The 26,266-nt window shown below is 31.4% G+C and carries 24 protein-coding genes and 1 pseudogene; 8 read left to right on the top strand and 17 right to left on the bottom strand.

The window, feature by feature from the left end:
• Positions 1-76: 76 nt before the first annotated feature.
• A complete protein-coding gene (gene recG / locus NOVO_06050; GenBank protein ID AIL65566.1) occupies positions 77-2,176 on the bottom strand; it encodes an ATP-dependent DNA helicase recG in 2,100 nt (699 codons plus the stop codon).
• 180 nt (positions 2,177-2,356) lie between these two features.
• On the opposite strand from recG, the gene rsmE reads away from it, so the two are divergent.
• The 5 genes and pseudogenes from rsmE (at position 2,357) to NOVO_06025 (ending at position 5,748) form a co-directional block, all read left to right on the top strand.
• Positions 2,357-3,082 carry a Ribosomal RNA small subunit methyltransferase E gene (gene rsmE / locus NOVO_06045; GenBank protein AIL65565.1) on the top strand — a complete coding sequence of 242 codons (726 nt, stop codon included), beginning with the start codon at positions 2,357-2,359 and terminating at the stop codon, positions 3,080-3,082.
• A 6-nt stretch (positions 3,083-3,088) separates the two neighbouring features.
• Complete coding sequence (locus NOVO_06040; GenBank protein AIL65564.1) at positions 3,089-4,306, top strand: Glutamate-cysteine ligase; 1,218 nt, start codon at positions 3,089-3,091, stop codon at positions 4,304-4,306.
• 60 nt (positions 4,307-4,366) lie between these two features.
• Positions 4,367-4,830 (top strand): annotated as a pseudogene (locus NOVO_06035) (NAD(P)H:quinone oxidoreductase; disrupted).
• Between the two features lie 64 nt (positions 4,831-4,894).
• Positions 4,895-5,287, top strand: coding sequence for a Transposase (locus NOVO_06030; GenBank protein ID AIL65563.1), 393 nt, complete (start codon positions 4,895-4,897; stop codon positions 5,285-5,287).
• Positions 5,251-5,748, top strand: coding sequence for a hypothetical protein (locus NOVO_06025; protein AIL65562.1), 498 nt, complete (start codon positions 5,251-5,253; stop codon positions 5,746-5,748). The genes NOVO_06030 and NOVO_06025 overlap by 37 nt, the downstream gene beginning before the upstream one ends.
• Here the strand turns inward: NOVO_06025 and NOVO_06020 are convergent.
• On the bottom strand, positions 5,745-6,044 hold the full coding sequence (locus tag NOVO_06020) for a hypothetical protein (GenBank protein ID AIL65561.1): 300 nt from the start codon (positions 6,042-6,044) through the stop codon (positions 5,745-5,747). The two genes, NOVO_06025 and NOVO_06020, sit on opposite strands and share 4 nt — an antisense overlap.
• Positions 6,045-6,152: 108 nt before the next feature.
• Here NOVO_06020 and NOVO_06015 point away from each other — a divergent pair, with 108 nt between their 5' ends.
• Positions 6,153-6,869 (top strand): SURF1 family protein, encoded by a 717-nt coding sequence (locus NOVO_06015; protein ID AIL65560.1) that lies wholly within the window; start codon positions 6,153-6,155, stop codon positions 6,867-6,869.
• 148 nt (positions 6,870-7,017) lie between these two features.
• Here the strand turns inward: NOVO_06015 and NOVO_06010 are convergent, their stop codons facing one another.
• From NOVO_06010 to NOVO_05990, 4 genes are all read right to left on the bottom strand, one after another.
• Positions 7,018-8,622, bottom strand: a complete 1,605-nt coding sequence (locus NOVO_06010) for an Ankyrin repeat protein (GenBank protein ID AIL65559.1) — start codon at positions 8,620-8,622, stop codon at positions 7,018-7,020.
• Complete coding sequence (locus NOVO_06005; GenBank protein ID AIL65558.1) at positions 8,623-8,931, bottom strand: hypothetical protein; 309 nt, start codon at positions 8,929-8,931, stop codon at positions 8,623-8,625. It abuts the gene before it with no gap.
• A gap of 152 nt (positions 8,932-9,083) precedes the next feature.
• Entirely contained in the window at positions 9,084-9,476 is a 393-nt protein-coding gene (locus NOVO_06000) for a Transposase (GenBank protein AIL65557.1), read from the bottom strand.
• A 299-nt stretch (positions 9,477-9,775) separates the two neighbouring features.
• Positions 9,776-13,192 (bottom strand): outer membrane autotransporter barrel protein, encoded by a 3,417-nt coding sequence (locus tag NOVO_05990; GenBank protein AIL65556.1) that lies wholly within the window; start codon positions 13,190-13,192, stop codon positions 9,776-9,778.
• Between the two features lie 379 nt (positions 13,193-13,571).
• Between NOVO_05990 and NOVO_05985 the strand changes: the two genes are divergently transcribed.
• Together NOVO_05985 and NOVO_05980 are read left to right on the top strand one after the other, a co-directional pair.
• Positions 13,572-13,964: a Transposase gene (locus tag NOVO_05985; GenBank protein AIL65555.1), complete on the top strand. Its 393-nt coding sequence runs from the start codon at positions 13,572-13,574 to the stop codon at positions 13,962-13,964.
• A 152-nt stretch (positions 13,965-14,116) separates the two neighbouring features.
• Positions 14,117-14,425, top strand: coding sequence for a hypothetical protein (locus NOVO_05980; protein AIL65554.1), 309 nt, complete (start codon positions 14,117-14,119; stop codon positions 14,423-14,425).
• A gap of 308 nt (positions 14,426-14,733) precedes the next feature.
• On the opposite strand, the gene NOVO_05975 is transcribed toward NOVO_05980, so the two are convergent.
• The 11 genes from NOVO_05975 to NOVO_05925 form a co-directional block, all read right to left on the bottom strand.
• Complete coding sequence (locus tag NOVO_05975) at positions 14,734-16,035, bottom strand: carbamoyl phosphate synthase-like protein (GenBank protein ID AIL65553.1); 1,302 nt, start codon at positions 16,033-16,035, stop codon at positions 14,734-14,736.
• Entirely contained in the window at positions 16,032-17,390 is a 1,359-nt protein-coding gene (phoR, locus tag NOVO_05970; protein AIL65552.1) for a Phosphate regulon sensor protein phoR, read from the bottom strand. Before phoR ends, NOVO_05975 begins: the two co-directional genes overlap by 4 nt.
• A 181-nt stretch (positions 17,391-17,571) precedes the next feature.
• Positions 17,572-18,501: an Undecaprenyl-phosphate alpha-N-acetylglucosaminyl 1-phosphate transferase gene (gene wecA, locus NOVO_05965; protein AIL65551.1), complete on the bottom strand. Its 930-nt coding sequence runs from the start codon at positions 18,499-18,501 to the stop codon at positions 17,572-17,574.
• Between the two features lie 23 nt (positions 18,502-18,524).
• Positions 18,525-19,067, bottom strand: coding sequence for a Gamma carbonic anhydrase-like protein (yrdA, locus tag NOVO_05960; GenBank protein ID AIL65550.1), 543 nt, complete (start codon positions 19,065-19,067; stop codon positions 18,525-18,527).
• On the bottom strand, positions 19,055-19,606 hold the full coding sequence (locus NOVO_05955) for a Peroxiredoxin (PRX)-like protein (protein ID AIL65549.1): 552 nt from the start codon (positions 19,604-19,606) through the stop codon (positions 19,055-19,057). The genes yrdA and NOVO_05955 overlap by 13 nt, the downstream gene beginning before the upstream one ends.
• Positions 19,607-19,609: 3 nt before the next feature.
• Positions 19,610-20,830, bottom strand: a complete 1,221-nt coding sequence (gene ispG, locus NOVO_05950; GenBank protein AIL65548.1) for a 4-hydroxy-3-methylbut-2-en-1-yl diphosphate synthase — start codon at positions 20,828-20,830, stop codon at positions 19,610-19,612.
• Positions 20,831-21,148: 318 nt separating this feature from the next.
• Complete coding sequence (locus NOVO_05945) at positions 21,149-21,496, bottom strand: hypothetical protein (GenBank protein AIL65547.1); 348 nt, start codon at positions 21,494-21,496, stop codon at positions 21,149-21,151.
• Positions 21,497-21,505: 9 nt separating this feature from the next.
• The gene (gene bcp / locus NOVO_05940; protein AIL65546.1) at positions 21,506-21,976 is read right to left on the bottom strand and encodes a Putative peroxiredoxin bcp; all 471 of its coding nucleotides are present in this window, start codon (positions 21,974-21,976) and stop codon (positions 21,506-21,508) included.
• A gap of 112 nt (positions 21,977-22,088) precedes the next feature.
• Positions 22,089-23,855 (bottom strand): Lipid A export ATP-binding/permease protein MsbA, encoded by a 1,767-nt coding sequence (msbA, locus tag NOVO_05935; protein ID AIL65545.1) that lies wholly within the window; start codon positions 23,853-23,855, stop codon positions 22,089-22,091.
• A gap of 2 nt (positions 23,856-23,857) precedes the next feature.
• The gene (gene pmbA, locus NOVO_05930) at positions 23,858-25,195 is read right to left on the bottom strand and encodes a Zn-dependent protease (GenBank protein AIL65544.1); all 1,338 of its coding nucleotides are present in this window, start codon (positions 25,193-25,195) and stop codon (positions 23,858-23,860) included.
• Between the two features lie 176 nt (positions 25,196-25,371).
• Entirely contained in the window at positions 25,372-26,259 is an 888-nt protein-coding gene (locus tag NOVO_05925) for a hypothetical protein (GenBank protein AIL65543.1), read from the bottom strand.
• Positions 26,260-26,266: the final 7 nt, after the last annotated feature.

The following is a 26,266-nucleotide window of genomic DNA, read 5'->3' as shown; positions in this document are numbered from 1 at the left end:
TAAAATTCTATAAGCGTAAAAAAGTAAATTATCTAAATTATTTCAAAATAGTTTATGAGTAAGATTGGAAGGAGTTTTACTGACATAGATTATCAAACGCATTATTATATTCAAATAATTTTAACAATAATCTTAATTTATGATTTTTGTCACTTAAAAGCAAAGGATCTTCCTGGATAATGTTGTTTGCTTGTTTCCTCGCCATTGTAAAAAGGGGGGTATGGGTTGTGATATCAACAAATTTGAAATCTGGTAGGCCGCTTTGTTTGGTACCGAGTAAATCACCAGCCCCTCGTAAAGCAAGGTCTTGTTCTGCGATAACAAACCCATCATTAGTATCTTTCATAATTTTTAATCTAGTTCTGGCATCTTCGCTAAGAGGTAAACTATATAATAAAATGCAATAAGACTGGTTTTTTCCACGTCCTACTCGTCCTCTTAATTGATGTAGTTGCGATAAACCAAATCTTTCAGCGTGTTCTATAACAATCACTGTAGCCTCAGGTATATCTATACCTACTTCAATCACGGTGGTAGCAACTAAAATATTTATTTTACCGATAGAAAAATCCATCATGACACTTTGTTTAGAAGAATCTTGCATTTTTCCGTGAATTAATCCAACTTTTTCAGGAAAAAGCTCGTTTAATATATTATATCTTGTTGTAGCTGCAGTTAGGTTAGATATAGAATCTATTTCTGAATCGGAATCTTCCACTAAAGGACATACCCAGTAAATTTTTGCCTCTTCTTTTAATTGAGTTTCGATAGAAGCATAAAGCTTAGCTATATGATTGATGGAAATAAGGGAAGTAATAATGGGTTGCCTTCCTGCAGGCTTATCTGTTAAATAAGATATGTCCATATCACCATATAGAGCCATGGTGAGAGTACGTGGGATAGGGGTTGCACTCATAACCAATATATCAGCTTTCTGGTTTTTATTACTTAGCGTTAGGCGTTGTTCAACGCCAAATCTATGCTGCTCGTCAATAACCATTAGACCTATATCCTGAAACTCTACATTTTCTTGAAATAATGCATGGGTACCAATAATGAAGGATGCTTTACCTAGTTTGATGTCATTTAATATATTTGTACGGTTTTTCCCTTTAATTTTACCAGTCAATAAAACAGTATTTAATCCCAAATGGCGAGTAGTTGAGCCAATCCATTCATAATGTTGATTAGCTAATAAATCTGTGGGAGCCATTAATATAGCCTGTTTACCAATTTCAGCAACATTTAACATGGCGCCCAGCGCAACAAGAGTTTTTCCGCTACCCACATCACCTTGTATAAGACGCATCATACGATGGGGAGAATTTTGATCATGAATAATATCTAAAAGAGCATTATTTTGACTAGAAGTAAGAGTAAAGTTAATATATTCTAATAAGGATTTTAATAAAGTTCCTTTAACATTAATAGATTGGCCAGGAATTTTATTTCGATTGTTACGTACTAAAGCTAAACTTAGCTGATTTGCAAGTAATTCATCATAAGCAAGTCTTGATCTATAGGGGTTTGAGCTGTTTAAATCTTGATAGTTTCTAGGATTATGGCACATTAGAATTGATTCATAGAAACTAACCCAATTATTTTCTATTAGCAACTTCTGATCTAACCATTCTGGTAGTTGAGGTAATATATTTAAAGATTGCTGAATGATTTTACTTAGATGTCTTGAATTTATACCATATGTTAATGAATATATAGGCTCAATTTTAGGTATTGATGATTCTTTGCCCATAGGTACTACATAATCGGGATGAGGCATAGTTATTTTGGAACCTAATTTTTCAATGCGTCCACTGATGATACGTTGTTCTCCTACCTTAAGGGAATTGAATAAATATTCTGGGTAATAATTAAAAAACACTAACGTAATATAATGATTATTAGCAGAACATAATATTTCAAATTTTTGTTTAGCCTGTTTTTTATATTGAGGTGAAGATTGAGACATAGACTCAATAGTAACTTTTAGGGTGATATAGCTTCTGTGTTCGGCATGTTGAATATTGACCGTTAGTTTACGCTCAAGAATATTGGTAGGCAAATGATAAATGAGGTCGATAATTCTATTACATGATAATCTATGTAATGCATTTTCTATTTTAGGGCCTACTCCGTTAATGATACTGGTAGGACGAAATAGTTCTGATATAGACATATGGATAATCTTGATGAAATAATTTTTAATTAATTACTTTTAAAAATTGAAAATTTACTTTATTTATCTAATTAAGATAGCTTATTAAATACAATTTGTTAACTTTTATCACAAAATAATTATATATTTATTGTTATACTTAATTATTTATCATACACAAACTTTAATTATAAATAAAATATGAAAAATAATATAACCAGGTTATTTGTAGAAAATCAACTAGATATAGATTCATCAATTTTATTATCACATTCACAAAGTCATTATCTAATGAATGTCATGAGAAAGCAAATCAAGGATCATATAAAAGTTTTTAATGGGAAAGATGGAGAGTGGTTAAGCGAGATTATACATTATAATAAAAAATTGGGCGTGGAAATTAGTTTGAAAGAGAAGCTTAGAAAACAAGAAAATTTGCCTGAATTATGGCTGATTTTTACGCCTATTAAACAATCTAGGTTGCATTTTATATTAGAAAAATCAGCAGAACTAGGTGTGACAAAAATGTTTCCTATACTTACCTCAAGAACTGTAATTTCTAATATAAATTTAGAAAAAAGTAAATTAGTGCTAGTAGAAGCAGCAGAGCAATCTAATCGTCTTGATATACCAGTTATATATAATTTGCAAAAATTGGATACATTGATTTCTAATTGGAATCCTGATAATAAAATAGTGTTATGTAATGAAAGTGAAACTCATATACATATTAGAAATATAATACATAAATTGGATAAAGATATATGTACTATTATGATTGGTCCAGAAGGAGGTTTTACTTCTCAGGAATTAGATTACTTAGGTAAGCTGCCTTTTCTATATTCAGTAAGCTTAGGGGCACAAATTTTACGTAGCGAAACAGCAGCAATAAGCTCCCTTGCTTGTATACAAATGATGAGGAAATAATAAGATATGCATATAATAGACATTTTAGAAAATTTACTTAAAAAGCAATGCAATGAAATAGTAGAATGGTTCAATGAGCTTGAGGGTAATAAAACCCCATGTTTTTATAGTTCAGTTGACTTACGTTATTCTGGGTACAAATTAGCTCCCGTTGATACCAATTTATTCCCTGCAGGATTTAATAATCTTGCTGATAGAGGTAAGAAAAAAGCTACAGAACTTGCTGATAATTTTTTCTCTTCCTATTTTAAAGATATAAGTAAGATTCTAATTATAGCTGAAGATTATAGTAGAAATTTATATTATCTAGATAATTTAATTACATTAAAAGAAGTATTAGAAGATACTGGTAAGCTTGTAGAAGTAGCTATAGTACGTGAAGAAATAAGTAAAGAAAATATAAAGTTAGAGTCTGCGTCTAAAGGTTCTATTACATTATATACGGTTAAAAAAAATGATGTAGGATATTTATTAACTAGTAATGGTTTTATACCTGATATTATTATTTTAAATAATGATTTAACTAATGGAATACCTAAAATATTACAGGAAGTAAAGCAGCCTATCATACCTTCTATGCATTTAGGATGGCATAATAGACGCAAATCTAGATATTTTGATTATTATCATAAATTATTACAGAATTTTTGTGACACTTTTAACATAGATAGTTTTTTAATGCAGTCTCTCTTTAAAAAATGTACAAATCTAGATTTTAAGCATAAAGATGGCTTAGAATTGCTTGCAGAGCAAACCAATATCTTATTATCAGAAATTAAGGAGAAATATAAATTTTATAATATTAAAGATGAGCCATATATTTTTATTAAAGCTGATCAAGGTACTTATGGAAGAGGTATTATAATAGTGAGGTCAGCTGATGAAGTGTTGCATATGAATAAAAAACATAGACATAGTATGAATATTATTAAAGACGGAATACATAATACACAGGTGATTTTACAAGAAGGTATTAAAACAGTAGAAACAGTTAATGGAAACGCTGCAGAGCCACTTATTTATTTAGTCAATAATACACCTGTAGAAAATATCTATAGGGTTAATCGAGAACATAATCAGTTTAATAATCTTAATTCTCCTGGTATGTATTTTGTAAATAATCATATACCAGAGTATATCAATAGTTTATATTTAGTAGCAAAATTAGCAAATATTGCTGCTATTTATGAAGCTAGTGAAAATAATATTTCTTTCGTTAAATAAACTGTTATAATAAGTCTTCTTTATGTATAAATTTTAATGGTATTATGTAAGAGGTGTATTGTGCCTAAAATTTTAGTTTTATATTATAGTATAGTATGTATGGTCATGTCAAGACTTTAGCACAAAGTGTAGCTGAAGGGGCAAAGTCTATTGCAGGAACTGAGGTTGTTATAAAACGTGTTCCTGAGCTTATGCCTAGTGAATTATTTAAGAAAGCTGGTGGTAAAGAAGATAACACAGAACACGCAAGTCCACAAGAACTTGGAGAATACGATGCTATAATTTTTGGTACTCCTACAAGATTTGGTAACATGTCTTCGCAAATGCGTAATTTTCTTGATCAAACAGGAGGATTATGGGTTAAAGGAGCTTTAATAGGTAAAATTGGGAGTGTATTTATCTCTACAGGTTCAGGCGGTGGTAATGAAAGTACTATTTTATCTTTTTATCATACCTTAATACATCATGGTATGCTTATTACAGGCTTGCCTTATAGCTGCAGCAAATTAACAGATATAGTAAATTAAGTTGATAAAGACATGATATATGATATATTAAAAAGCTCATAAACCCAAAACAGTAGAAGCAATGGCATATTCCTTAGATTTACGTAAAAAAGTAATTCACTATGTTAATAAAGGTTATACCAGAGAAGAAGCTGCAAGAATTTTTGGCATAGGTGAAAGAACAATTTATAGATGGTTATCGAGATCGAAATCCGGGAATTTAGCAGCCACACGAGCAGCTAAGCCATGGAAGAAGCTTGATCCAATCAAATTATTAAACGAGGTGTCTAAAAACAGCAATTGGCTATTATCTGATTTTGCAAAGGTTTTTAATGTGTCTACAGCTGCTATCTGTTTGGCATTCAAGACTTTGGGGATCACACGAAAAAAAAGACCACACTCTATCGTGAACGGGATGAAGCAAAACGGCAATTATTTTTGGCAGCTATCGCAAACTATAAAGCGGAAGATATAGTTTATATTGATGAGAGTGGAATTGATAGCTATTTGTACTATTCTTGGGGATACAGTCTCAGAGGAAGTAAAGTTTATGGTGATATCTCAGGTAAAAAACATGATCGAGAAAGCTTTATTGCAGGTAAGGTTGGGAAGAAAATTATTGCGCCAATGTGTTTCAAGGGCACATGTAATACAGAAGTTTTTAACGAGTGGGTTAGTCAGTGTTTGGTGCCCGAACTAAGATTTGGTCAAGTTGTAATACTTGATAATGCAACGTTCCATAAGTCAGCTAGAACTAGGAATTTAATAGAAGATATAGGCTGTAAACTTTTATTCTTACCACCTTACTCTCCTGATCTCAACCCAATTGAAAAATATTGGGCTCATTTAAAAGCTAAAATCAAACCTATCATTACTAATTTTAATAACCTTAGCGATGCTATTGATTATGGCTTCTCTATGCTATTCTCAACTTAATTGACTATAGTAGTAGGGAAATTAAACTGTCCATTACCATTACCTGAAGAACCAAATTTATCTGAATAGGTAGTATCTTGATTAAAAATCTGTATATTATTTTTTATGCTATCAACTACATAGATTTTTCCTGTAGGAGTAGTAGTGATACTAACTGGATCCTCAAATTGTCCATCTGCGGTACCTTGAGAACCAAAGCTAGTAGTCCATATAGGAGCTGCAAAAGTTTGTGGTATAATAAATAATGCTAAAATTGGATAAAGTAGCCATTTAAAATATGTCATTACTATTATCATATAAGAGTTATAATTCTAACTATTAGAATGTAATAGCGTAAAGAAATAGTAAATATATCATTAAAAAATAATATAGTTTAAATAGAATTTAATAATCATGGTTTTTATATGAATAAAATAAAATTGAGTCCTTCGGTAAGTTTTTCAATTATAAGCTGTATCATATTTTTTATGCTAATAAGTTTAGGTAGCTGGCAAATTTATAGATTAAAATGGAAATTAAATGTTATTCAAGCAATTAAAACCAACTTATCTATGGATACGATAGGCAATAAAGATTTAGTTTTTAATAATAAAGCTCATCTAAATTATAGGAAAGTTAAAATTCAAGGTAAGTTTTTGCATAATAAAGAATTATATTTATATGCAGGTAATATGAGCCCAAATGGCAAACCTGGATATTTTATTGTGACTCCATTTGCCTATGAAACAGATAAATTTATTCTAGTAAATCGTGGTTTTATAGAAGCAAAACAAAAGATACCGACAATAAGATCAGATAATACTCAAAATAAAGAGCAAATTATAGAAGGTATATTAATTCCAGAAACACGAAAACCATATTTTGTACCTAATAATGAAACAAAAAAGAATTTATTATTTTGGATAAAATTACAAGAGATATCTAACTATTTAGGAATAGTTTTGTATAACGCTATATTATTACAATATAATTCTAATGAAGATGAATTACAGCCTAATAAATTTTCATTACACGAAATTAGAAATGATCATCTTGCTTATGCCATTACATGGTATAGCATGGCAATAGCGGTTTTGATATTATATTTTAAATATAAAAATAATTTTAAAAACAAGGATTGAGCTATAGCAAAGGCAATTTAAAATAATACGAAGCGTGAGGCAGAAAGCGTAGAAATACTACTGTAGGCAACGAACAACAAAGTAATACTTAAATTGCCACAGCTATAACTGCGTCCCGGTTTCAAATCAATTTACTATATTAAATAGGTTACATCCTCTGGAGTGTAGATTCTTGAGAGTGTTCATTTTTAATCATAGCTTGGTATTTATTTTGCTGTTGCACTGTCTTTAAAGCGTCTGAATATATTTCTTTTAAAGAAGTTAACATAGATATATGCTGTAATTCGTTAGCTAAAGTAAGAGCAGTGAGACCCTCAAAATATTTAGATACAGTAATCTGGATTTTATGACTAAAAATTTTACAAATTTCTTCTGGTGATTTTTCTTTAAAGAAACTTGTGACTTGCTCATGATTATTTTCTACTATATCTATATAAAGTCTTCTAGTCTCCAGATTACCCTCTATACCTATTTGTACTATATTTGTCATTAATCTACCTAATTTTTTCATTGAATGGTTATCACTTCTGTCCATACAATCTCTTAGGGTATCTCGATTATTTATATATATTAGTTGAGAGTCTTCTTTTTCTTGCACAATTCGGTATGGTTCATGCATTAACTTGCAAGCATAATATAAACCACCTTGCAATAAAGCTGTTTTAATTATCTTTAAAGCAATATGAGTATTAGTATGGTTTGCGCTACATACTTGTAAAGCATTCATATTGATAGATTTAGTTATAGTATTCATATATGTAGAGTATTCAAGATTAGGTTTAAAATCTAAATTGACTCCATATTCAATTAAATTATCAATTATGTTTTCCATTATATTTTCTTTTGTGTACTTTATTACAGCAAACTTCAATGCAGTAAGTCCTCTATAATCTACAGCATCAGGATTCGCTCCTAATTCTAATAATAATCTAACTTTTTTTTCACTACTTAATACTATAGCGTCATGTAATAGAGGATGTAGTTTTCCAACATCGTCTATTATTAATACATTCGGATTAGGATTATGAGCCTTTAATAAAGTACATATTTCCAAATTTTCGGTAGAGTCTTCAGTTTTGATGGCAATAGCTAACGGTGTTAAATATATTACTTGCTCAGGTGAAGTAATTGAAGGAAGAGCCTTTATAAGTATAACATTTTGTGCGAGGTCTGAATAATCTTGGAGATAAAATAACAGATTATTATCTATACTAGATCTTAAGGTAAATTTTATATTTTTATTAATATCACCTTTATAATTTTTGAGTACTTCACTTACAGCTTCTACATTATGCTCAAAAATTCCATTTATAAGGTTATGCCATTGTCTATCTTCTTCATCTAACTTGAGTAGTTTTGATTGTTTGATGGCTAGACTCTTCTGAAATTCTGTTTCCAAAAATTGTTCATCTTGTTTGATTTTTTCTGCCTTAATTATGGCTTCTTTATTTTTTCTAATATTTTCTAACTTATGAAATTCAGGTTTCTCTATAACTTTACTCTTAGTAGATTTTTCTTCTTGAGGTAAAGAATTAGGAAAATTCTTGCTTAAGATTTCAAAATTGTGATCTTTTAAAAGGACTGCTATCTTTTCTTTTAACATAAAGCATTCTTGTAAATTAGAATAGATAATGTTCGGGCTGTTAACTAAACTACCAAAAGATTTGCTATGAGCTATATTATTTCGGATAAGAACCCATTTATTCCAATGAGGATCAATCTCAGAATGCTGCCTATATTCTTTTATAGTCAATTAAGTTGAGAATAGCATAGAGAAGCCATAATCAATAGCATCGCTAAGGTTATTAAAATTAGTAATGATAGGTTTGATTTTAGCTTTTAAATGAGCCCAATATTTTTCAATTGGGTTGAGATCAGGAGAGTAAGGTGGTAAGAATAAAAGTTTACAGCCTATATCTTCTATTAAATTCCTAGTTCTAGCTGACTTATGGAACGTTGCATTATCAAGTATTACAACTTGACCAAATCTTAGTTCGGGCACCAAACACTGACTAACCCACTCGTTAAAAACTTCTGTATTACATGTGCCCTTGAAACACATTGGCGCAATAATTTTCTTCCCAACCTTACCTGCAATAAAGCTTTCTCGATCATGTTTTTTACCTGAGATATCACCATAAACTTTACTTCCTCTGAGACTGTATCCCCAAGAATAGTACAAATAGCTATCAATTCCACTCTCATCAATATAAACTATATCTTCCGCTTTATAGTTTGCGATAGCTGCCAAAAATAATTGCCGTTTTGCTTCATCCCGTTCACGATAGAGTGTGGTCTTTTTTTTCGTGTGATCCCCAAAGTCTTGAATGCCAAACAGATAGCAGCTGTAGACACATTAAAAACCTTTGCAAAATCAGATAATAGCCAATTGCTGTTTTTAGACACCTCGTTTAATAATTTGATTGGATCAAGCTTCTTCCATGGCTTAGCTGCTCGTGTGGCTGCTAAATTCCCGGATTTCGATCTCGATAACCATCTATAAATTGTTCTTTCACCTATGCCAAAAATTCTTGCAGCTTCTTCTCTGGTATAACCTTTATTAACATAGTGAATTACTTTTTTACGTAAATCTAAGGAATATGCCATTGCTTCTACTGTTTTGGGTTTATGAGCTTTTTAATATATCATATATCATGTCTTTATCAACTTAATTTACTATATTTATTTAAGATAGCAGATAATAAATTGTTATTTAATAAGGCTGGCCGATTTTCTCTATGCAAACCTATATTATCCTGAGCAGAATAAGCTTTTTCTCGGGACATCTTTTATACTCTTAATATTTATATTAATATTACTATATAAATAATATTTTAATAGTCAATTTATATTAATAATATTTAATATACAAAAAATGTAAGATAGGAACGTATAATATATTAAAGTTAAAATTGCATTCCCAAATTGAAGAGTGCTTCATGAGCCTGGAAGGATTTACTAAATTCACCACTATATCTTCCTCCAACAGAAACACCATTTTTCTTATTGAGTTCTATCTCAACTGATGGAGAGATTTGATGCTCAGCTTTGCTATAATTGTTACTACTATAGCTAGCAGTTTGTTCTTTAAAGCCTGATTTAATTTTGTTATGTTTTTTAGAGCGAGTTTTATTTATATAACTAAGTTTGCCTTTAATATTTAATTCTTCTTCTGAACTTAGTTTTATAGCTTTACGTAACTTGATACCCAGTTCATTTGTGAATAGATGATTTTGCCCAGACTTAACTCGCATATCAAGCGCGTTTGCTCCTTTTTCGGTATAGCCATTTTCAAAAATTATACTATATTCAGTCGCTGCAAAAGGCGTGATTTGGTAATTACAATCTGTTTTAATATTATATCCTAGCTCTACTCTTGGGCTAACCTCATAAGATCTATGTTTACTTGTTGCATAAGCAGTGGCTAATGTTGGTATATTAATCTGCCTATTTAAATGATGATTATTATACGCTGTTAGTAAAGATCCATTAAGATAACTATTATTTATAGTTTTACTACCATAAATAGTTGCAAAAGTGCCTTTAATTTTATTATCATTACCTCCATGACTATTATGATCAAACATAGCCTGATAATAACCAAGAGATATACCTCCTATCACTGAACTGGAAAGTTTTTGATCATAACCAATAATCATTCCACCAATTTTTGCTTTATATCCCCTACCCTTTTTAGAAGTATCTTGCCTAATAAACTGCGCAAATGGTGAGGCCCATACAGCATGTTTTTCAGAGTTTAACCAGTTATTATTGAGATTAGAAGAAATATTATTGATCAAACTAGCCTTAGTGGATGATAAAAGATCCTTTTTATTATGATCAGTAGCCATAAGGTTTGAGTGAGCGTTAAAATTAGTATCATGAGAACTAATGATATCTAAACGAGCGCTAGTAATGCCCTGAATAAGTTGGTTCATATCTTGATTAACATAATTAGCAGTTAAATTGCGATTAGGAGACATACTTTTAACAGCATTATCTCGTTCATCGATAGGTAATTTATCTAAAACATCAAGTATTTTAATAAAATCAGGACTCATATTGGTTAAAGAATTGATATAGTCAACTAAACTATTAGCATGTTTAATAGTAAGGGAAGGAGGAATATCAGGGATATGAGGGATATCTTTTTTGACAATAGTTAATAACACCTGGTTAGGCGTGTAAGTTATAGGAGCTTCATAAGGTCCTGTAATGTTTAAGGTATAATTAGCAAACTCTCCATTAATGCCATTATCAGCTGTTAAAAGTTGATATTCAGCACCATTAGTGTACGATCCAATTGCAGCATTCACCACAAGGTTGTTAGCTGTAATGTCAGCTGTGCCATTGACTAAGAGCTGAGAATAATCAATACCAGCAACGGGACTTGCGCTTGGAGCAATATAGCTTTCAAGAGAAGCGCCGGGAGCTGTAGTATAATTGCCAGTTACGGTGATGATGCCAGGAGAAGCACCAGGTGCTACAATACCATTATTAATAAGGTTGCTTAAAATAGCTCCTGTGCCCTTTAGTTTTGCACTATTTCCAACGGTGACAGGGGCATTAATATTACTGTTATTTAGAACTATAGTGCCTTGCTGGATATCCAGAGCAGGAGTGGTAATAGTGTTGTTATTAAAATTAGTAGTACCAAGGCCATTTTTAATTATGTTTCCTGTTCCAGAAACATCTTCAAATAAATTATTGTTGTTAAATAGAATAAAATTCGATCCAGTAGCAATATTGATAGGAGTATTATAATTGGTACCTGCAGATCTCACATCACCTTGTTGAATATCTAAATTGGTTGCAGTGATCGTATTGTTATTAGACAATAATTCGCCAAGGCCAGTTTTAATGAGGCTAGCATTACTAGTAATATTACCAATAACAGTGTTATTTCCTTCTATAGTTAAAGGTGAGCCACTAGTAATAGTAGTGTTAGTAGTGAGCCTTACATTATTTAGTTTTAAAGAACCTTGCTGTACATCTAAAGAATTAGCAGTAACTTCATTAAAATTAAAAGATAATTCACCAAGAGCTCTTTTAGTTATATTACCTGCACCTGTAATGTTAGTACTGATAGCACTGTCAAAATCGATAACTAAACCAGCACCAAACGCAATATTTATAGGATTAGTTATATTTAAGGTGCTATCTACAAATCTCAGACTACCTTCTTCTATATTTAAGTTATTAGCAGCAATGCTGGTGGCTGCCTCGAATACTGATTCTCCAATTCCAGTTTTAACAATATTCCCTGTACCAGTAATATTATTATTCATTACGTTTACCCCCTCTAAATATAAATTCGAATTCGTCGCAATATTAATAGGAGTATAGAAGGAAGTATTAATTGTTCTAACATCACCTTGTTGTATATCTAGATTATTGGCAGTCACATCATTATTATCAAATAATGCCTCACCATTTCCTGTTTTGATAATATTATCTGTACTAACAATACTTCCTGTAAGAGTAGCGCTATCTTCTATAGTTAAAGGTACAGTGCTACTTAGATTTGTAGTCGCATTTAAGGTAGCATTCGTAAGTTTAAAAGAACCTTGCTGTATGTTCACTGTATCAGCAGTCACACTATTAGAATCAAAAGCTAATTCTCCTGGATTAGTTTTTGATATCTGACCAGTCCCAGTTACGTTATTACTAATAGTACGCGCACCTTGAATTTGCCATGTACCATTAGATATAATATCTTCTGTAATAGAGAAAGTAGAACCATCATTTAAATTGAAAGTTGAAGTATTATCAATTTCCATTGATCTAGCAGTGATACTGCTTCCATTATTTGCAGTTAAAGTTGCACCACTAATTACAGAAAGCTTACCATCTGAAGTTATAGGAGTGCTTGAAGTAGTATCTATCATTGGCTGTATTTGTAGATTATAGCCATTTTGTAACGTTAAATTTTGATTAAGAGGTAACGTACCAAGTATTGTAGTACCAGCAGTTGTCCAGCTATTCGGTTCAAATAGCACGACGATGCGGCGATTAGCAGAATCTGCTACATAAATTGTCCCGTAGTTGGTAACATGAATACCTCGTGGACCATTAAATTGATCTTTACCACTACCTGGTAAACCAAAGTGATTAATAGGTATGGGAGTACTATAAATGGTTGTCATACGACCGCTTAATTCTGATACATATATATTATCTGCATTATCTATGGCTATATCGCTAGGTTGTGAAATAATTACAGGAGGAATACTTGAAGAATCAAGTTTATTTAAGAAATTACCATTATTGTCAAAAATTTGTATATTATTGCTGACCAGATCCGTTACGTATAACGTATTCAAGTTATTATTAAACCCAAGAGCAAAAGGATTTTGGAATTGTCCATCTGCTGTTCCTTGAGAACCAAACTGCCCTTGGTAAACTCCATTATTATCAAAAAACTGTACCCGAAAATTACCACTATCAGCTACAAAAATTTTATTAGTAGTAGTATCTATAGCAATACCGTTATGATCATAAAATTGTCCATTACCACTACCCTGCGAACCGAACTGCCCTTGGTAAACTCCATTATTATCAAAGAATTGTACACGAAAATTAAGATTATCAGTTATGTAAAACGATCCATCAATAGGAGATCTAACAATATAGTAAATTAAGTTGATAAAGACATGATATATGATATATTAAAAAGCTCATAAACCCAAAACAGTAGAAGCAATGGCATATTCCTTAGATTTACGTAAAAAAGTAATTCACTATGTTAATAAAGGTTATACCAGAGAAGAAGCTGCAAGAATTTTTGGCATAGGTGAAAGAACAATTTATAGATGGTTATCGAGATCGAAATCCGGGAATTTAGCAGCCACACGAGCAGCTAAGCCATGGAAGAAGCTTGATCCAATCAAATTATTAAACGAGGTGTCTAAAAACAGCAATTGGCTATTATCTGATTTTGCAAAGGTTTTTAATGTGTCTACAGCTGCTATCTGTTTGGCATTCAAGACTTTGGGGATCACACGAAAAAAAAGACCACACTCTATCGTGAACGGGATGAAGCAAAACGGCAATTATTTTTGGCAGCTATCGCAAACTATAAAGCGGAAGATATAGTTTATATTGATGAGAGTGGAATTGATAGCTATTTGTACTATTCTTGGGGATACAGTCTCAGAGGAAGTAAAGTTTATGGTGATATCTCAGGTAAAAAACATGATCGAGAAAGCTTTATTGCAGGTAAGGTTGGGAAGAAAATTATTGCGCCAATGTGTTTCAAGGGCACATGTAATACAGAAGTTTTTAACGAGTGGGTTAGTCAGTGTTTGGTGCCCGAACTAAGATTTGGTCAAGTTGTAATACTTGATAATGCAACGTTCCATAAGTCAGCTAGAACTAGGAATTTAATAGAAGATATAGGCTGTAAACTTTTATTCTTACCACCTTACTCTCCTGATCTCAACCCAATTGAAAAATATTGGGCTCATTTAAAAGCTAAAATCAAACCTATCATTACTAATTTTAATAACCTTAGCGATGCTATTGATTATGGCTTCTCTATGCCATTCTCAACTTAATTGACTATACATATGAGGTAAGAGGAGGCAGTCCTTATGGAGCCGGTACTCTGGCAGGTGATGGTAGTAGAGTCGTGCAAGAAGTAGAAAAAGATATGGCTAAGTTTCAAGGCAAGCATGTAGCTGAATTAGCGGCTAAATTATGTAGGTAGTCTATTATTTGTATACCCACTTACGCTACTATAGTAAAAACATTTGAATTTGCCTGCGGCGTCGATCAATGTTCACCTAGCAATCAGTAGGCTTTGCGCCTCATTCCTTGTATCAAACTTCAACTGTTTTTACTATATATATCCAAGTAGAAAACACTAATCAGCTATTAAAATAGCTGATTCAGGGGAAAAACAGTATATCTGTTTGGTGTTTGCAACTTCAGTACGTTCTTTAAAAGAATCATCAATAAATATTGCATCATGATGTTGAATGAAATCTGATTTTGGTTGTTCAGTTAAAATATGATGGATCTTGTGAAATAAAGAATATAAACCATACTCATATAAAGACTGAGTTAGATTTCCTTTGTGCCTTGTTAAAAGAATAATTTGATAATTATTTGAACGCCAGCGATATAATTGGGCAATTAATAGATAATTAACTTTGCCATTTTGGATAATTGTATCGTCAAAATCAACATATATACATGAAAAATTTAAGCCTAATAAAACTTGGCAAGTTAGATGCCTATATAATGTGCCCATATAGGGTAGTTTAGGTAGCTCAGTGATATGGTGACCTAAAGCTTCATAAAGTTGAATTTCTAAGCCATTAACACCTTGAGAGCGACTAAGGCTGTAAGATCCTGGCACTCTGTTTGCTATTTCTAATAAGGTTAGTTTTCCGTGTTGATTTCTTTTTACTTGAAAAAACCATACTCCCCATAAAGGGATATGTTTATTGATAGTGGAGGCCATCTCTATAAATTCCATATTTTGTGTTGATGGTATAACTTCACTAGTGATGGCAATACCACCAGCAATTTTACTACGTTTTCGTGCTACTGCGCATAGTAACTTACCATCTTTGTTACTATAACAGTCAATAGTATATTCATCTCCTGGAAGAAATTCAGTAGCAATTAAATCTGGGTTATTATTTAGGTATTTTAAAGCTTCAATACCATTTTCACACAATATGGTGCCTTTAGAACCTTGCCCATTATCAGGTTTAACAAAGACTTTATTTTGGATTGCAGAAAGATCTTCTTGAGAAAATTGTTTTGGTACAGAAATAAAATCTTTAAAATGCTTATATGTTTTAGATTTAAACCGTAAAATTTCACAAGTCTCAGCAGAGGGCATAAATAGAATAGTGTTATTAAATAAGGCTTGTTTAGAGGATAGTTTATATATAACCTCATCGTGTGCAGGAATTAAAATGTCGATTTGATATTTGTTGCATAAAGCTGCTAGCTTAATTGCCAAGTCAATTGAGTTAATATCAAAATCCACATTAATATAATTAAGGTATAATAGAAAAGAAGAATCTTCTATAGTATTGGCGCCTATTAACTCCAAGGATTTTATACCATTTAATGAACGGTAAATTTCAAGACCAATTTCTGTCCCTGCAGGGAATACACATACTTTAGTTTTTTTATTAATCAAGCTCATAAATATTCTACCGGTAAATAAATAGTAAAAATGCTACCTTCTCCTATAGTGCTTTCAATTTTTAAATTACCTTGGTGACGGGCAATAATTTGTTTTACTATAGAAAGGCCAAGGCCTGTGCCAGTTTGGCGTGATTGATTGACCATATAAAATCGTTCTGTAAGTCTTGGAATATGCTTTTCTTCTATACCATCACTTATATCTTTGATTGAGATTTCTATCAATGATTTAGCATTAGAGATAATATTCATTAGCTCAGTAGGTATAGCTTTTAATAATTTTAAGCTAATTGTAATAGTGCTATTAGAATGGGCATATTTGATGGAATTACCTATAAGATTGGTGAAAAGTTGAATCATTTGTCCATAGTCGGCAGTAATTAAAGGTATGTGATCTTCTGTATGGAACAATATATCTAGATTTTTTGACTTACGACTACCATAAGTTTCATCAATCACTGTATTAATAGCTTGTATAATATCAATTTGTGTAGAGGGTAGAATATTGACATTCATTTCAGCTTTAGACAAAGATAGGAGATTATTAACCAGCATGGTAAGCCTTTGAACTTGTTCACCCATGATTTTAAGGAATTTTTCCTGTATTTCAAAATCGTCTTTTGCAGTAGTTTGTAAAATTTCTATAAAACCTTTTAAGCTTGTAAGAGGAGTTCTGATTTCATGGCTTACATTTGCAATAAAATCAGTTAAGAGCAATTCTGTTCTTTTTGAGTTAGTGATATTGGTCATAGATACCATTACGCTTATTTTGTCTTGGTTAATTAGAGGAAACTGCTTGATACGAACTATATAATATGGCTCAGTAGAATTCTCTCCTAAAGCTACTTCTAAAGTTTTTAAATGACGATCATGCATACTCCATTTTATAAAACTTAGTAATAAGTTATTGGAGATAATGTGATTGATATTTTTTCCTACTATATCTAAACCAAAAGTGGTTAAAGCAATACAATTGGCTCGTGTAATATCCATTTCATCATTTATAATAAGTATAATATCAGGTAAATTATCTACTAAAATTTGATTTTCCGTGCTAAAAGATTCTAATTCCACTTGTTTATTTTGCCAAGAAGTATTCAGTTTACTGATGGCGCTAGATAAATTTTCTATATTAGATAAATATGGTAAATAAGGGGGCTTTACCTTATGGTCATGTGATAATTTCTCAACATATTTAGTTAGAGTATTTAGGTCATTAATATATGGCCTTAATAAAAGAAGAATACTAGGAAGAGAAATTAATATCCAGCCAATGAGGTCAATTAAGGTTAGCTTGCCATATAGTAGATATATGATCAGTACGGCTAGGGGAGCTGCTAAACTTACGAAAGCCATTTTAAATAGAGGTATGAGTTTTAAAAAAAATAATTTCACACTTTAAAATTTTTTAGATTATAGATAAGTTACGTCCAATAATATTTACACAATTATATAAATAATAAATTAAATAAACCATATTAAACTACTATTGATCATACGCTATAATATAGTGCTTAAATAATATTTTATGTTTTATTTATAATTTAATGATCACACTAATTAGTGTTAGTAATAATAACACTAGATTTAGTAAAATCACTTTTTTCACTACAGTCGCATGTGATAAACCACGCCGTACCGCTTGTTGAAAAAAATGTTCTGAATGGGCTTTAAATATGTTTTGTTTAGTAATTAATCTTCGGACCATGGTAATTCCGGCATCAAGTATATAATATAGTGGAATAAGTAAAGCTTGTAGAAACAAGCCTTTGCTTGCTATATGTAGTAAAGTACATCCTAATATAAAGCCAAGTGTAATACTGCCTGTATCACCCATAAAAATTCTAGCTGGATGCCAGTTCCAAATTAAAAAACCACAACTTGATAATATAATAAATACATTCAAGTAATTAAAACTTATGCTTAAAGTATGTGTTATTAAATTTAATAATAAAATAGATATGGAAATATGTATAGTTTCGCATCCGGCCATTCCATCTATACCATCCATAAAATTATAACAATTAATAAACCATGCTAGTAATAAGCTAGCAAAAATGCGGTCAGTTGTATATGGAAATAAACCGTTAAATATTAGATTATTACTAGGTATTAACATTATAGCACAGATTGATACAGTAATATGTAATACTAATCTAATGAAAATGCTAATATTTTTTACATCATCAATAAATGAAATTAATACAAGAGGTAAAGATAAGAGAATAATCTGTATGACATACACATCTATTTGAATGATCGTTGAAAGTAAACATAATCCTATTATGGTGGATGAGATTATTGCGACCCCTCCACCTACTGGGGTTGGTAGCATGTGGTTACTACGTGATTCTGGTATGGCCATTATTTTGAGTTTTGGCATAAGCTGAACCATATATTTGGTGCCAAAATAGGATAATATAAATACTATGATACTAATACATATTAAATAATAATTTATACTCATAATTTAGGTAATCCATGTTGATGTTATGTGTAATTTTTTAGTATTTCTATATATTCTTCAGCATGCTTACTATAATTTTTCTCTGATACTTTAAAGTAATCTATTTCATCTTGACGTAATAAACGTAGAAATTTTGCTGGATTACCAGCCCAAATTTCTCCAGTTTTAATAACTTTACCTTGAGTGACCATGCTACCTGCTGCTACCATAGCATTAGTTTCAACAATAGTGCGATCTATTACTGTTGCACCCATACCAATAAATGCACTATCTTGGATAGTGCAAGCATGTAATAAACATTTATGTCCTACCGTTACCCCTGAACCAATATTAGTTGGTCCGGTTTTGCGTGTAACATGTATTACTGTACCATCTTGGATGTTCGTATTATGCCCTATTTTAATTGGTGCTACATCACCTCTTATAACACAATTAAACCATATTCCAGAACCACTACCAATTTCCACATCTCCTATAATACATGCCCCTGGGGCAATGAAAGCATCAGGTGCTATTTTAGGATATATTCCAAGATAGGGTAATATAATTGGTTTTAATCTTTCCATTTTATTGAACATCCCATACTTGGAAATTGTTTTACTTTAGTATGATCAGTTTTTGCAATTTCTACCATTGCATTAAATAAGTCACGATTACTATTAGATTTTTGTTCTAGGCGTGCATCATCAATACGTCCTCTATATTGTAACTCTAACTTGCTATTAAACCCAAAAAAATCTGGTGTGCATACGGCATCATATTTCTTAGCAATTTCTTGTGTCTCATCTATAACATACGGCATTGGAAAAGTTTTAGCTATAGCAAGTTTTTTCATGTTCTCAAAAGAATCCTCTGGATAGCTATTTATATCATTAGACATTATTGCAATAGCTCCAATTCCATGTTGCTTTAATTCTATAACATCTCTGATAATTTTATCTAATACAGCTTTAACATAAGGACAATGGTTACATATAAACATTATAAGTAATCCTTTTGTACCTTTGACACTACTTAGGTTATAATATTTGTTATCAGTAGCTTTTAATGAAAAATCTACTGCTTTCCATCCTATGTCAACTTTAGGTGTCTCAACTAATGCCATTATTTACCTCTTTTTGGTGTATTTTATCTTTACATATTCACAAATGATATTTTTAAAGTCATTTGCTATATTATTACCACGTAGAGTAGCATATTTTTTACCATCAATAAAGACTGGTGCAGCAGGATTTTCACCATTACCTGGTAAGCTAATTCCTATATTAGCATGTTTGCTTTCACCAGGGCCATTAACTATACATCCCATAACTGCAATAGTCATATTTTCTACGCCTATAAAGTCTTCACTCCAAAATTCCATATTTTGTCTAATAAAATTCTGAATATCAGCAGTTAATTCTCTAAAATAACTACTGGTAGTTCTACCACATCCAGGGCATGAAGTAATACTTGGCGCAAAAGAACGTATATCCATAGCTTGTAAAATTTCTTGGCATACTAATACTTCTTTCTCTCTTGCTGCTCCTGGTTCTGGAGTTAAGGAAACTCTGATAGTATCACCTATACCTTCTTGTAATAAGGTAGCCAAGGCGGCTGTAGAAGATATTACGCCTTTTGAACCCATTCCTGCTTCAGTTAAACCCAAATGTAAAGCATAGTTAGAGCATTCTGCCAATTTTCGATAGATTGCAATTAAATCTTGTACTCTACTAACTTTACATGATAGGATAATTTGATTACTAGGTAATCCGATCTCTTCAGCTTTTTTTGCACTAGTTAAAGCCGATAATACCAGAGCGTTTTGTAATACTAACTCAGAAGTAAGGGGCATTGCACTTTGCGCATTCTGATCCATAAGCGAGGAAGCTAAATCTTGATCTAAGCTTCCCCAATTCACTCCAATACGTATAGGTTTGTTGTGTTTAAGCGCCATTTCAATAATAGTTTTAAACTGAGGATCATGTTTTTGTTTTGAACCTACATTACCAGGGTTAATACGATATTTGTCTAAAGTTTTTGCACATTCTGGATATTTAGTAAGTAAAGTATGTCCATTATAATGAAAATCTCCAACCAAAGCTACATTACAATTCTTTGCAAGTAATAGGTCCTTTATAACAGGCACTTGTTTAGCAGACTCTTCATTATTGACAGTGATTCTTACTAATTCAGAACCAGCTTTGGCTAAGTCTATTATTTGTGCAGAAGTAGCAATAGCATTCGCTGTATCAGTATCTGTCATAGATTGAATAGCTATAGGAGCATTGCCCCCTATAGTGACAGATCCAACTTGTACGGCAAAGGTTTTATGCCTAATATTTACCATATTATACCCTCGTAAGTATAAATTTTAAACTTATTAATTGTATAGGATATATTGAATACATTATTGAATTGAAGTATAGCTATATAAGAAAAAACTACAAGCAAAATATATAGTAAAAACATTTGAATTTGCGTACGGCGTCATTCGTCGTTCACCTAGCAATTAGTAGGCTTTACTCCTCATTCCTTGTATCAAACTTCAACTGTTTTTACTATAGCTGCGGCAATGTAAATTAAGAAGAATGGTTGATTGTTATATACTTTTGTACTGGGTGCGTTGTCTACCTCTCTGCTTAATATGAATTAATTTATTAAAAAGTTAATCATTTAATTCCTTTAGGTATTTTTTTAATTCTTTTTTTGCAGCTGTTGTTAAGTGTTGTTTACGTTCTTTTTCCTCTTTAAGTGCATTTTTGGCATCTTTAGAAAGGCTTTCATATAATATCTGACTTTCTTCTATAAGTTCCTTATAATATTTACGATATTCTCTAATTTCTTTTTTTACGGTTGGCGGTAAATTATTAAGAAAATGAATTAGATTTTGGACTTGTTCTCGGTCTGCATCACTAAGAGCAGTATTATCATTTTTACTATTATCAGTTACAGCTATGGTGACATTGAAAAAACTGAAGAAAATTACAAAAACTAATAGATATAATTTGCTCATATTAAACCTTTATAATTGTTTTATTGTTTCTAATATTTCATCCACATGTCCGGCAACAGATACTTTATTCCATATTTTACGTATAATACCTTGTTGATCAATTAAAAAAGTTGTACGTTCAATGCCCATATATTTTTTACCAAACATACTTTTTTCAGTCCAAACTCCATACTCTTCACATACCTTACTATTATAATCTGACACTAAGGTAAAAGGAAGACAATATTTTTCTTTAAATTTAGAGTGACTTTGTACATTATCTTTTGAAATACCAATGATAACTGTATTTAAGAATAAAAATTGATCATGAGAAGTGGTAAAATCTTTTGCCTCTAGAGTACAGCCAGGAGTATCATCTTTAGGATAAAAGTATAAAACAACATTTTTACCTCGTAAAGAAGATAAAGTGAGCTTGCTACTTGTATCAGTATCTAAAGTAAAATCTGGTGCAGGGTCACCTATGTTTAATGTTTTTGACATATTATGATTTCTCTATTTTTTATATTACCAAACATAATGTTTTAAATTTATAAAGAGTGTGAACTATTTTATATCTTAGGTCAACAGCTTTTATTATAGATTATGCTGGTTATTAATGTTTTTCTTGCTCAATATAAGTTTTATATAATGTGCTATATTCCCCATTTAAAAATAATAATTGTTGATGATTGCCATATTCAATAACCTTACCATGTTTCATGACATAAATTAGATCGGCATCTATAATAGTAGATAATCTATGTGCTATAATGATAGTGGTACGGTGCTTATTAAGTTCTGCTAAAGCTTTATGGATTTTAAATTCCGTTATAGGATCAAGGCTACTAGTTGCTTCATCCAACAGCAGAATGGAACTGTTTTTTAAAATAGCACGTGCAATTGAAATACGTTGCCTTTGTCCACCTGAAAGTTTATTGCCATGCTGACCAATTAAAGAATTATATCCTTCCGGTAGGCTAATTATAAAATCATGAATATCAGCTGCTTTTGCTGCATCTACAATTTCTTTTTTTGTGGCATTTAGATTACCATATTGAATATTGGCGTATATAGAATCATCAAAGAGCATAATATCTTGGCTTACAAGAGAAATAGAATCTCTAAGTGATTCTAAAGTTACCGTATTAATATCTTGATAATCAATGGTTATAGATCCTTCTTTGATAGCATAGAATCTTAGTAACAAATTCATTATTGTTGACTTACCAGATCCTGAAAGACCCACTAAAGCTATAGTTTTTCCTGGAAGCATTTCCAAATGTACTGAATCAAGAGCTAATGATCCATTCGGATAGGCAAAAGAGACATTATTAAAAATTATACGTCCATGTATTACGTTAAGAGGTGTTGCGTCAGGTGCATTAATAATTTTAGGCTTTGAATCAAGTATAGAAAACAGTCTTCGTGCTGAAGTTAGACCTTCTTGTAAGTTGGTATTAAGATCAGTTAAAGTTTTTAAAGGTTTATAAGCTGCTATAAAAGCTACAATAAAAGAAAAAAAACTACCAGGGCTAGTATGACCATCTATAACCTGCATACCTCCATACCAAATTACAGAGGCAATAGCAATTCCGCTTAACGTTTCCATAATAGGCGAGGATAGAGCTTCCGTCCTAATAGCTTTAGTATATAAATGAAATATTTGTTCTAAAATATTTTGCGCCCTATCTATTTCGAATTGCTCTCTTTGGTAAGATTTTATAACACGCATTGCCTGAAAAGTATCATCTAGTTTTGCAGTATATTCTCCTAAATGTTCTTGAGTTTTATAGGAAATTTTTCGCATTCTTTTACCTAAACGTATCACAGGTATAACCGCCACTGGAAATACAATAAATGCAATAAAAGATAAGATTGGTTCCTGATAAATCATCAACGCGACTAAAAATACTACTGTAATCAATTCCTTAGCTATACCAGTTAAAATATTTGAAACAGCACCGCGCATCGTAATAATATCGTTAGTAAATCGTGATATTAATTTACCAGAAGACTGTTTCTGTAAAAATTCAAGATCAGAATAGACTAAATGTTCATATAATGTACTTTGTAGATTAGTAACAATACGTTGTCCTACATATTTCATAAAGTAATTTTGCAAATAAGTAGCACCTCCCTTGATTACAGCTAATAATATAACTGCGATTGGTATATATACCAATAATTGTTGATTTTTGTTTAAAAAAATCTGATCTAAGGCTGGTTGAATCATCCATACATGTAATGCACTGGTAATTGCTACAATGATCATACATATGATTGAAATAGTGAGTTTTTTAAATTGAGGTTTAATGTAATATTTAATTAATCTTTTAATTAAATACGTATTACTATAATCGTGAACAGTAAATGAAGACAAAATTATACTCCTCCCACCATCATACTTGGAATTAATAAAGTTGGAGAATCTATACCGTAACGGAATTCTAAATCATTTGCTAATGAAAGTGTTTTAAACATAGATAATAAATTGCTAGCTATAGTAACTTCATTGACGGGATAAGTAATTACACCATTTTCGATAGCAAAACCGGCAGCTCCACGGCTATAATCTCCTGTTACTAAATTTAGATCAGTTGAAAATAGATCAGTAACATAAAATCCATATTTTATGTTAGAAATTAAATCTTGTGGTGAAGATATTCCTGGATGAAAAAATACGTTGGTAGAACCAGGCATTGGTACAGAAGAAAAACTGCGCTGAGCCCTTCCATTTGACTGTAATCCAAGCTTTTTAGCAGAGCTTAGGTCTAACAGCCAGTTTGTTAATATACCATCTTGTACTAAATTTAGAGAAGGGTTTTTAACGCATTCATCATCAAAGGGTGTAGAATATATACCTTTAGTACGCCAGGGATCATCAGTGATATTAATAGCAGAGGAAAAGATGGGGGTATGAAGTTTATCTTTTAAGAAGCTAGCGCCTTTTGCAATAGTATAACCATTGATGCTTTTGATAAAATCAGATAAAATGCTACTGGCAACTCTTGGGGCAAAGACTACTGGAATATTATTAGTAATAATTTTTTTAGGAAATAATTTTTTCAGTGCAAGGTTAGCAGCTTTAGTACCAATGGAGTGCGGAGATTCTAAATCACCGGCAAATCTAGCCATAGAATAATAATAGTCGGTTTGCATATCAGTACCGGTGCCTGCTACGATTGAAACTGAGATACTATTTAATGAAGTAATATAGCTATAAATTTCGTTATGAATGCTGTTGCTAATAATAAAACTATTAATACCATATGTAGCTTTTGCGCCATTGGAATTAGTTATACCATTTACATTCAAAGCTTCTTCTTCGGTTTGTTTGGCAAGATCTGTTAGGGTAGATAAGTCCATGAGTGTATCATCATAAAGCTGTAAATCTAATAATTCTGATTTAGGCACTGGTGTGTTAGCAATATCAATATAGGGATCTTCGGGTACAGACTTGGCCATGAGAATGGCTTTACTAATTAGATTATGCAGAGAATCTTTATTAAAGTCATTAGTTGCAACTAATGACTGCTTACCATCAATTATAACTCTTAACCCTATGGCTTGTGATTCAGCATTTTTAACGTTTTCACGCTTAGCTAATCTAGTTGAAACAGATAAAGATTGGCTAGAAGATTGGATAACTTCAGCGATGTCAGCCCCTTTTTTTAAGGATTCATCTATAATAAATTTTATTAAATCTGTAGTATTATGCATGGCTAATTTAAACTATTTATACTTAATATTTTGTTAAGTAATATCATTTTTCTTATGAAAGGCAAGTTATAGTTTTTTAATTTAAATCTGTAATATATTATTTTTTATTGAATTTACTATAACTTCCATACCATGTTGAACTATAGCTTTTTAAATTGTTATTGCCAATTAAAAAGCTATAATCCTTTAGACTTTGAGGAGTTCTGGCCAGTAGTGAACCATCCCATTATTTTTTCTACAAAACTTCCTTCATCACGGCCATTATGATCCAGTAAAGATGCTTTTTCTCCTTCTGATTTTTCTACTTCCATGGATCTAGAAATTGATTTCATCGCTGCTTCTTGTTTAGTTTGCAAAGGTTCATCTGATTTGGATCTATGCCTTAAGCTAGAGTTTTGCCCTTCTAGTATTTTTTCACTCCAAGTTTTTTCCTGCCAAGTTTTTTCCTGCTTTTCTTCAGCTATGGATGTTGATTTTATTATTTCTGGCAAAAACTTTTTATGATATGGAGTAAGAACTATGCCTTTTGCTTTAGCTTCTAAACATTCTTGATAATAAGCTTCTTGTTCTTTAAGTGCTTTTTTTAGTTCTTGTACTACTTCTTTACCTGTATCTTCATACAATTTTTCTACACGTACTAGAGGAGTGCATTTTATATTATCTTGCTGATCTTTAAGCCAAGGTAAGTCTTGGTATTTTTTTGGATAGTACGCTCTTTGCTCTGCTTCATACTTAAGTAATAGCTTAAATATTTGATAACTGTCTGGAACAAGAGACTTATGTTGACTATTTTTTATGCAATATGAAGCGCGCCCACTTGCGCAATGCAAAGGGTTTAGCTTACTATTATCAAATGCATAGAGGTTAGCACCTTTTTCTAAAAAATATGCCACATAACCAAAGAATTCAGTGTATGCTAATTTATGAAGATAGGTTTGATTATTACTCTTAGAATCCTGCAGGTTTATTATATCAACCTCAGGATTTTGTCCCTCTATTTGCTCTATATGTTCTAAAAAGTTTAGCTCTCTTACATGTGGGAAATTTATATTTTTTTGCTTCATTTTGATT

Source organism: Rickettsiales bacterium Ac37b (assembly GCA_000746585.2).
Classification (GTDB): Bacteria; Pseudomonadota; Alphaproteobacteria; order Rickettsiales; family Arcanibacteraceae; genus Ac37b.
The sequence above is the reverse complement of the archived record's forward strand: the minus strand, read 5'-3'. Positions and strand labels throughout refer to the sequence as shown.

Bases quoted from the DNA above. Each gene is read 5' to 3' on its own strand.
- NOVO_06040 (AIL65564.1), top strand. From the start codon at position 3,089: ATGCATATAATAGACATTTTAGAAAATTTACTTAAAAAGCAATGCAAT.
- phoR (AIL65552.1), bottom strand. From the start codon at position 17,390: ATGGCTTTCGTAAGTTTAGCAGCTCCCCTAGCCGTACTGATCATATAT.
- NOVO_06005 (AIL65558.1), bottom strand. From the start codon at position 8,931: ATGTGTTTCAAGGGCACATGTAATACAGAAGTTTTTAACGAGTGGGTT.
- ispG (AIL65548.1), bottom strand. From the start codon at position 20,830: ATGGTAAATATTAGGCATAAAACCTTTGCCGTACAAGTTGGATCTGTC.
- wecA (AIL65551.1), bottom strand. From the start codon at position 18,501: ATGAGTATAAATTATTATTTAATATGTATTAGTATCATAGTATTTATA.
- yrdA (AIL65550.1), bottom strand. From the start codon at position 19,067: ATGGAAAGATTAAAACCAATTATATTACCCTATCTTGGAATATATCCT.
- NOVO_05980 (AIL65554.1), top strand. From the start codon at position 14,117: ATGTGTTTCAAGGGCACATGTAATACAGAAGTTTTTAACGAGTGGGTT.
- NOVO_05985 (AIL65555.1), top strand. From the start codon at position 13,572: ATGGCATATTCCTTAGATTTACGTAAAAAAGTAATTCACTATGTTAAT.
- NOVO_05925 (AIL65543.1), bottom strand. From the start codon at position 26,259: ATGAAGCAAAAAAATATAAATTTCCCACATGTAAGAGAGCTAAACTTT.
- NOVO_06020 (AIL65561.1), bottom strand. From the start codon at position 6,044: ATGATAATAGTAATGACATATTTTAAATGGCTACTTTATCCAATTTTA.
- NOVO_05955 (AIL65549.1), bottom strand. From the start codon at position 19,606: ATGGCATTAGTTGAGACACCTAAAGTTGACATAGGATGGAAAGCAGTA.
- rsmE (AIL65565.1), top strand. From the start codon at position 2,357: ATGAAAAATAATATAACCAGGTTATTTGTAGAAAATCAACTAGATATA.
- pmbA (AIL65544.1), bottom strand. From the start codon at position 25,195: ATGCATAATACTACAGATTTAATAAAATTTATTATAGATGAATCCTTA.
- NOVO_05975 (AIL65553.1), bottom strand. From the start codon at position 16,035: ATGAGCTTGATTAATAAAAAAACTAAAGTATGTGTATTCCCTGCAGGG.
- NOVO_06030 (AIL65563.1), top strand. From the start codon at position 4,895: ATGGCATATTCCTTAGATTTACGTAAAAAAGTAATTCACTATGTTAAT.
- NOVO_05945 (AIL65547.1), bottom strand. From the start codon at position 21,496: ATGAGCAAATTATATCTATTAGTTTTTGTAATTTTCTTCAGTTTTTTC.
- NOVO_06000 (AIL65557.1), bottom strand. From the start codon at position 9,476: ATGGCATATTCCTTAGATTTACGTAAAAAAGTAATTCACTATGTTAAT.
- recG (AIL65566.1), bottom strand. From the start codon at position 2,176: ATGTCTATATCAGAACTATTTCGTCCTACCAGTATCATTAACGGAGTA.
- bcp (AIL65546.1), bottom strand. From the start codon at position 21,976: ATGTCAAAAACATTAAACATAGGTGACCCTGCACCAGATTTTACTTTA.
- NOVO_06015 (AIL65560.1), top strand. From the start codon at position 6,153: ATGAATAAAATAAAATTGAGTCCTTCGGTAAGTTTTTCAATTATAAGC.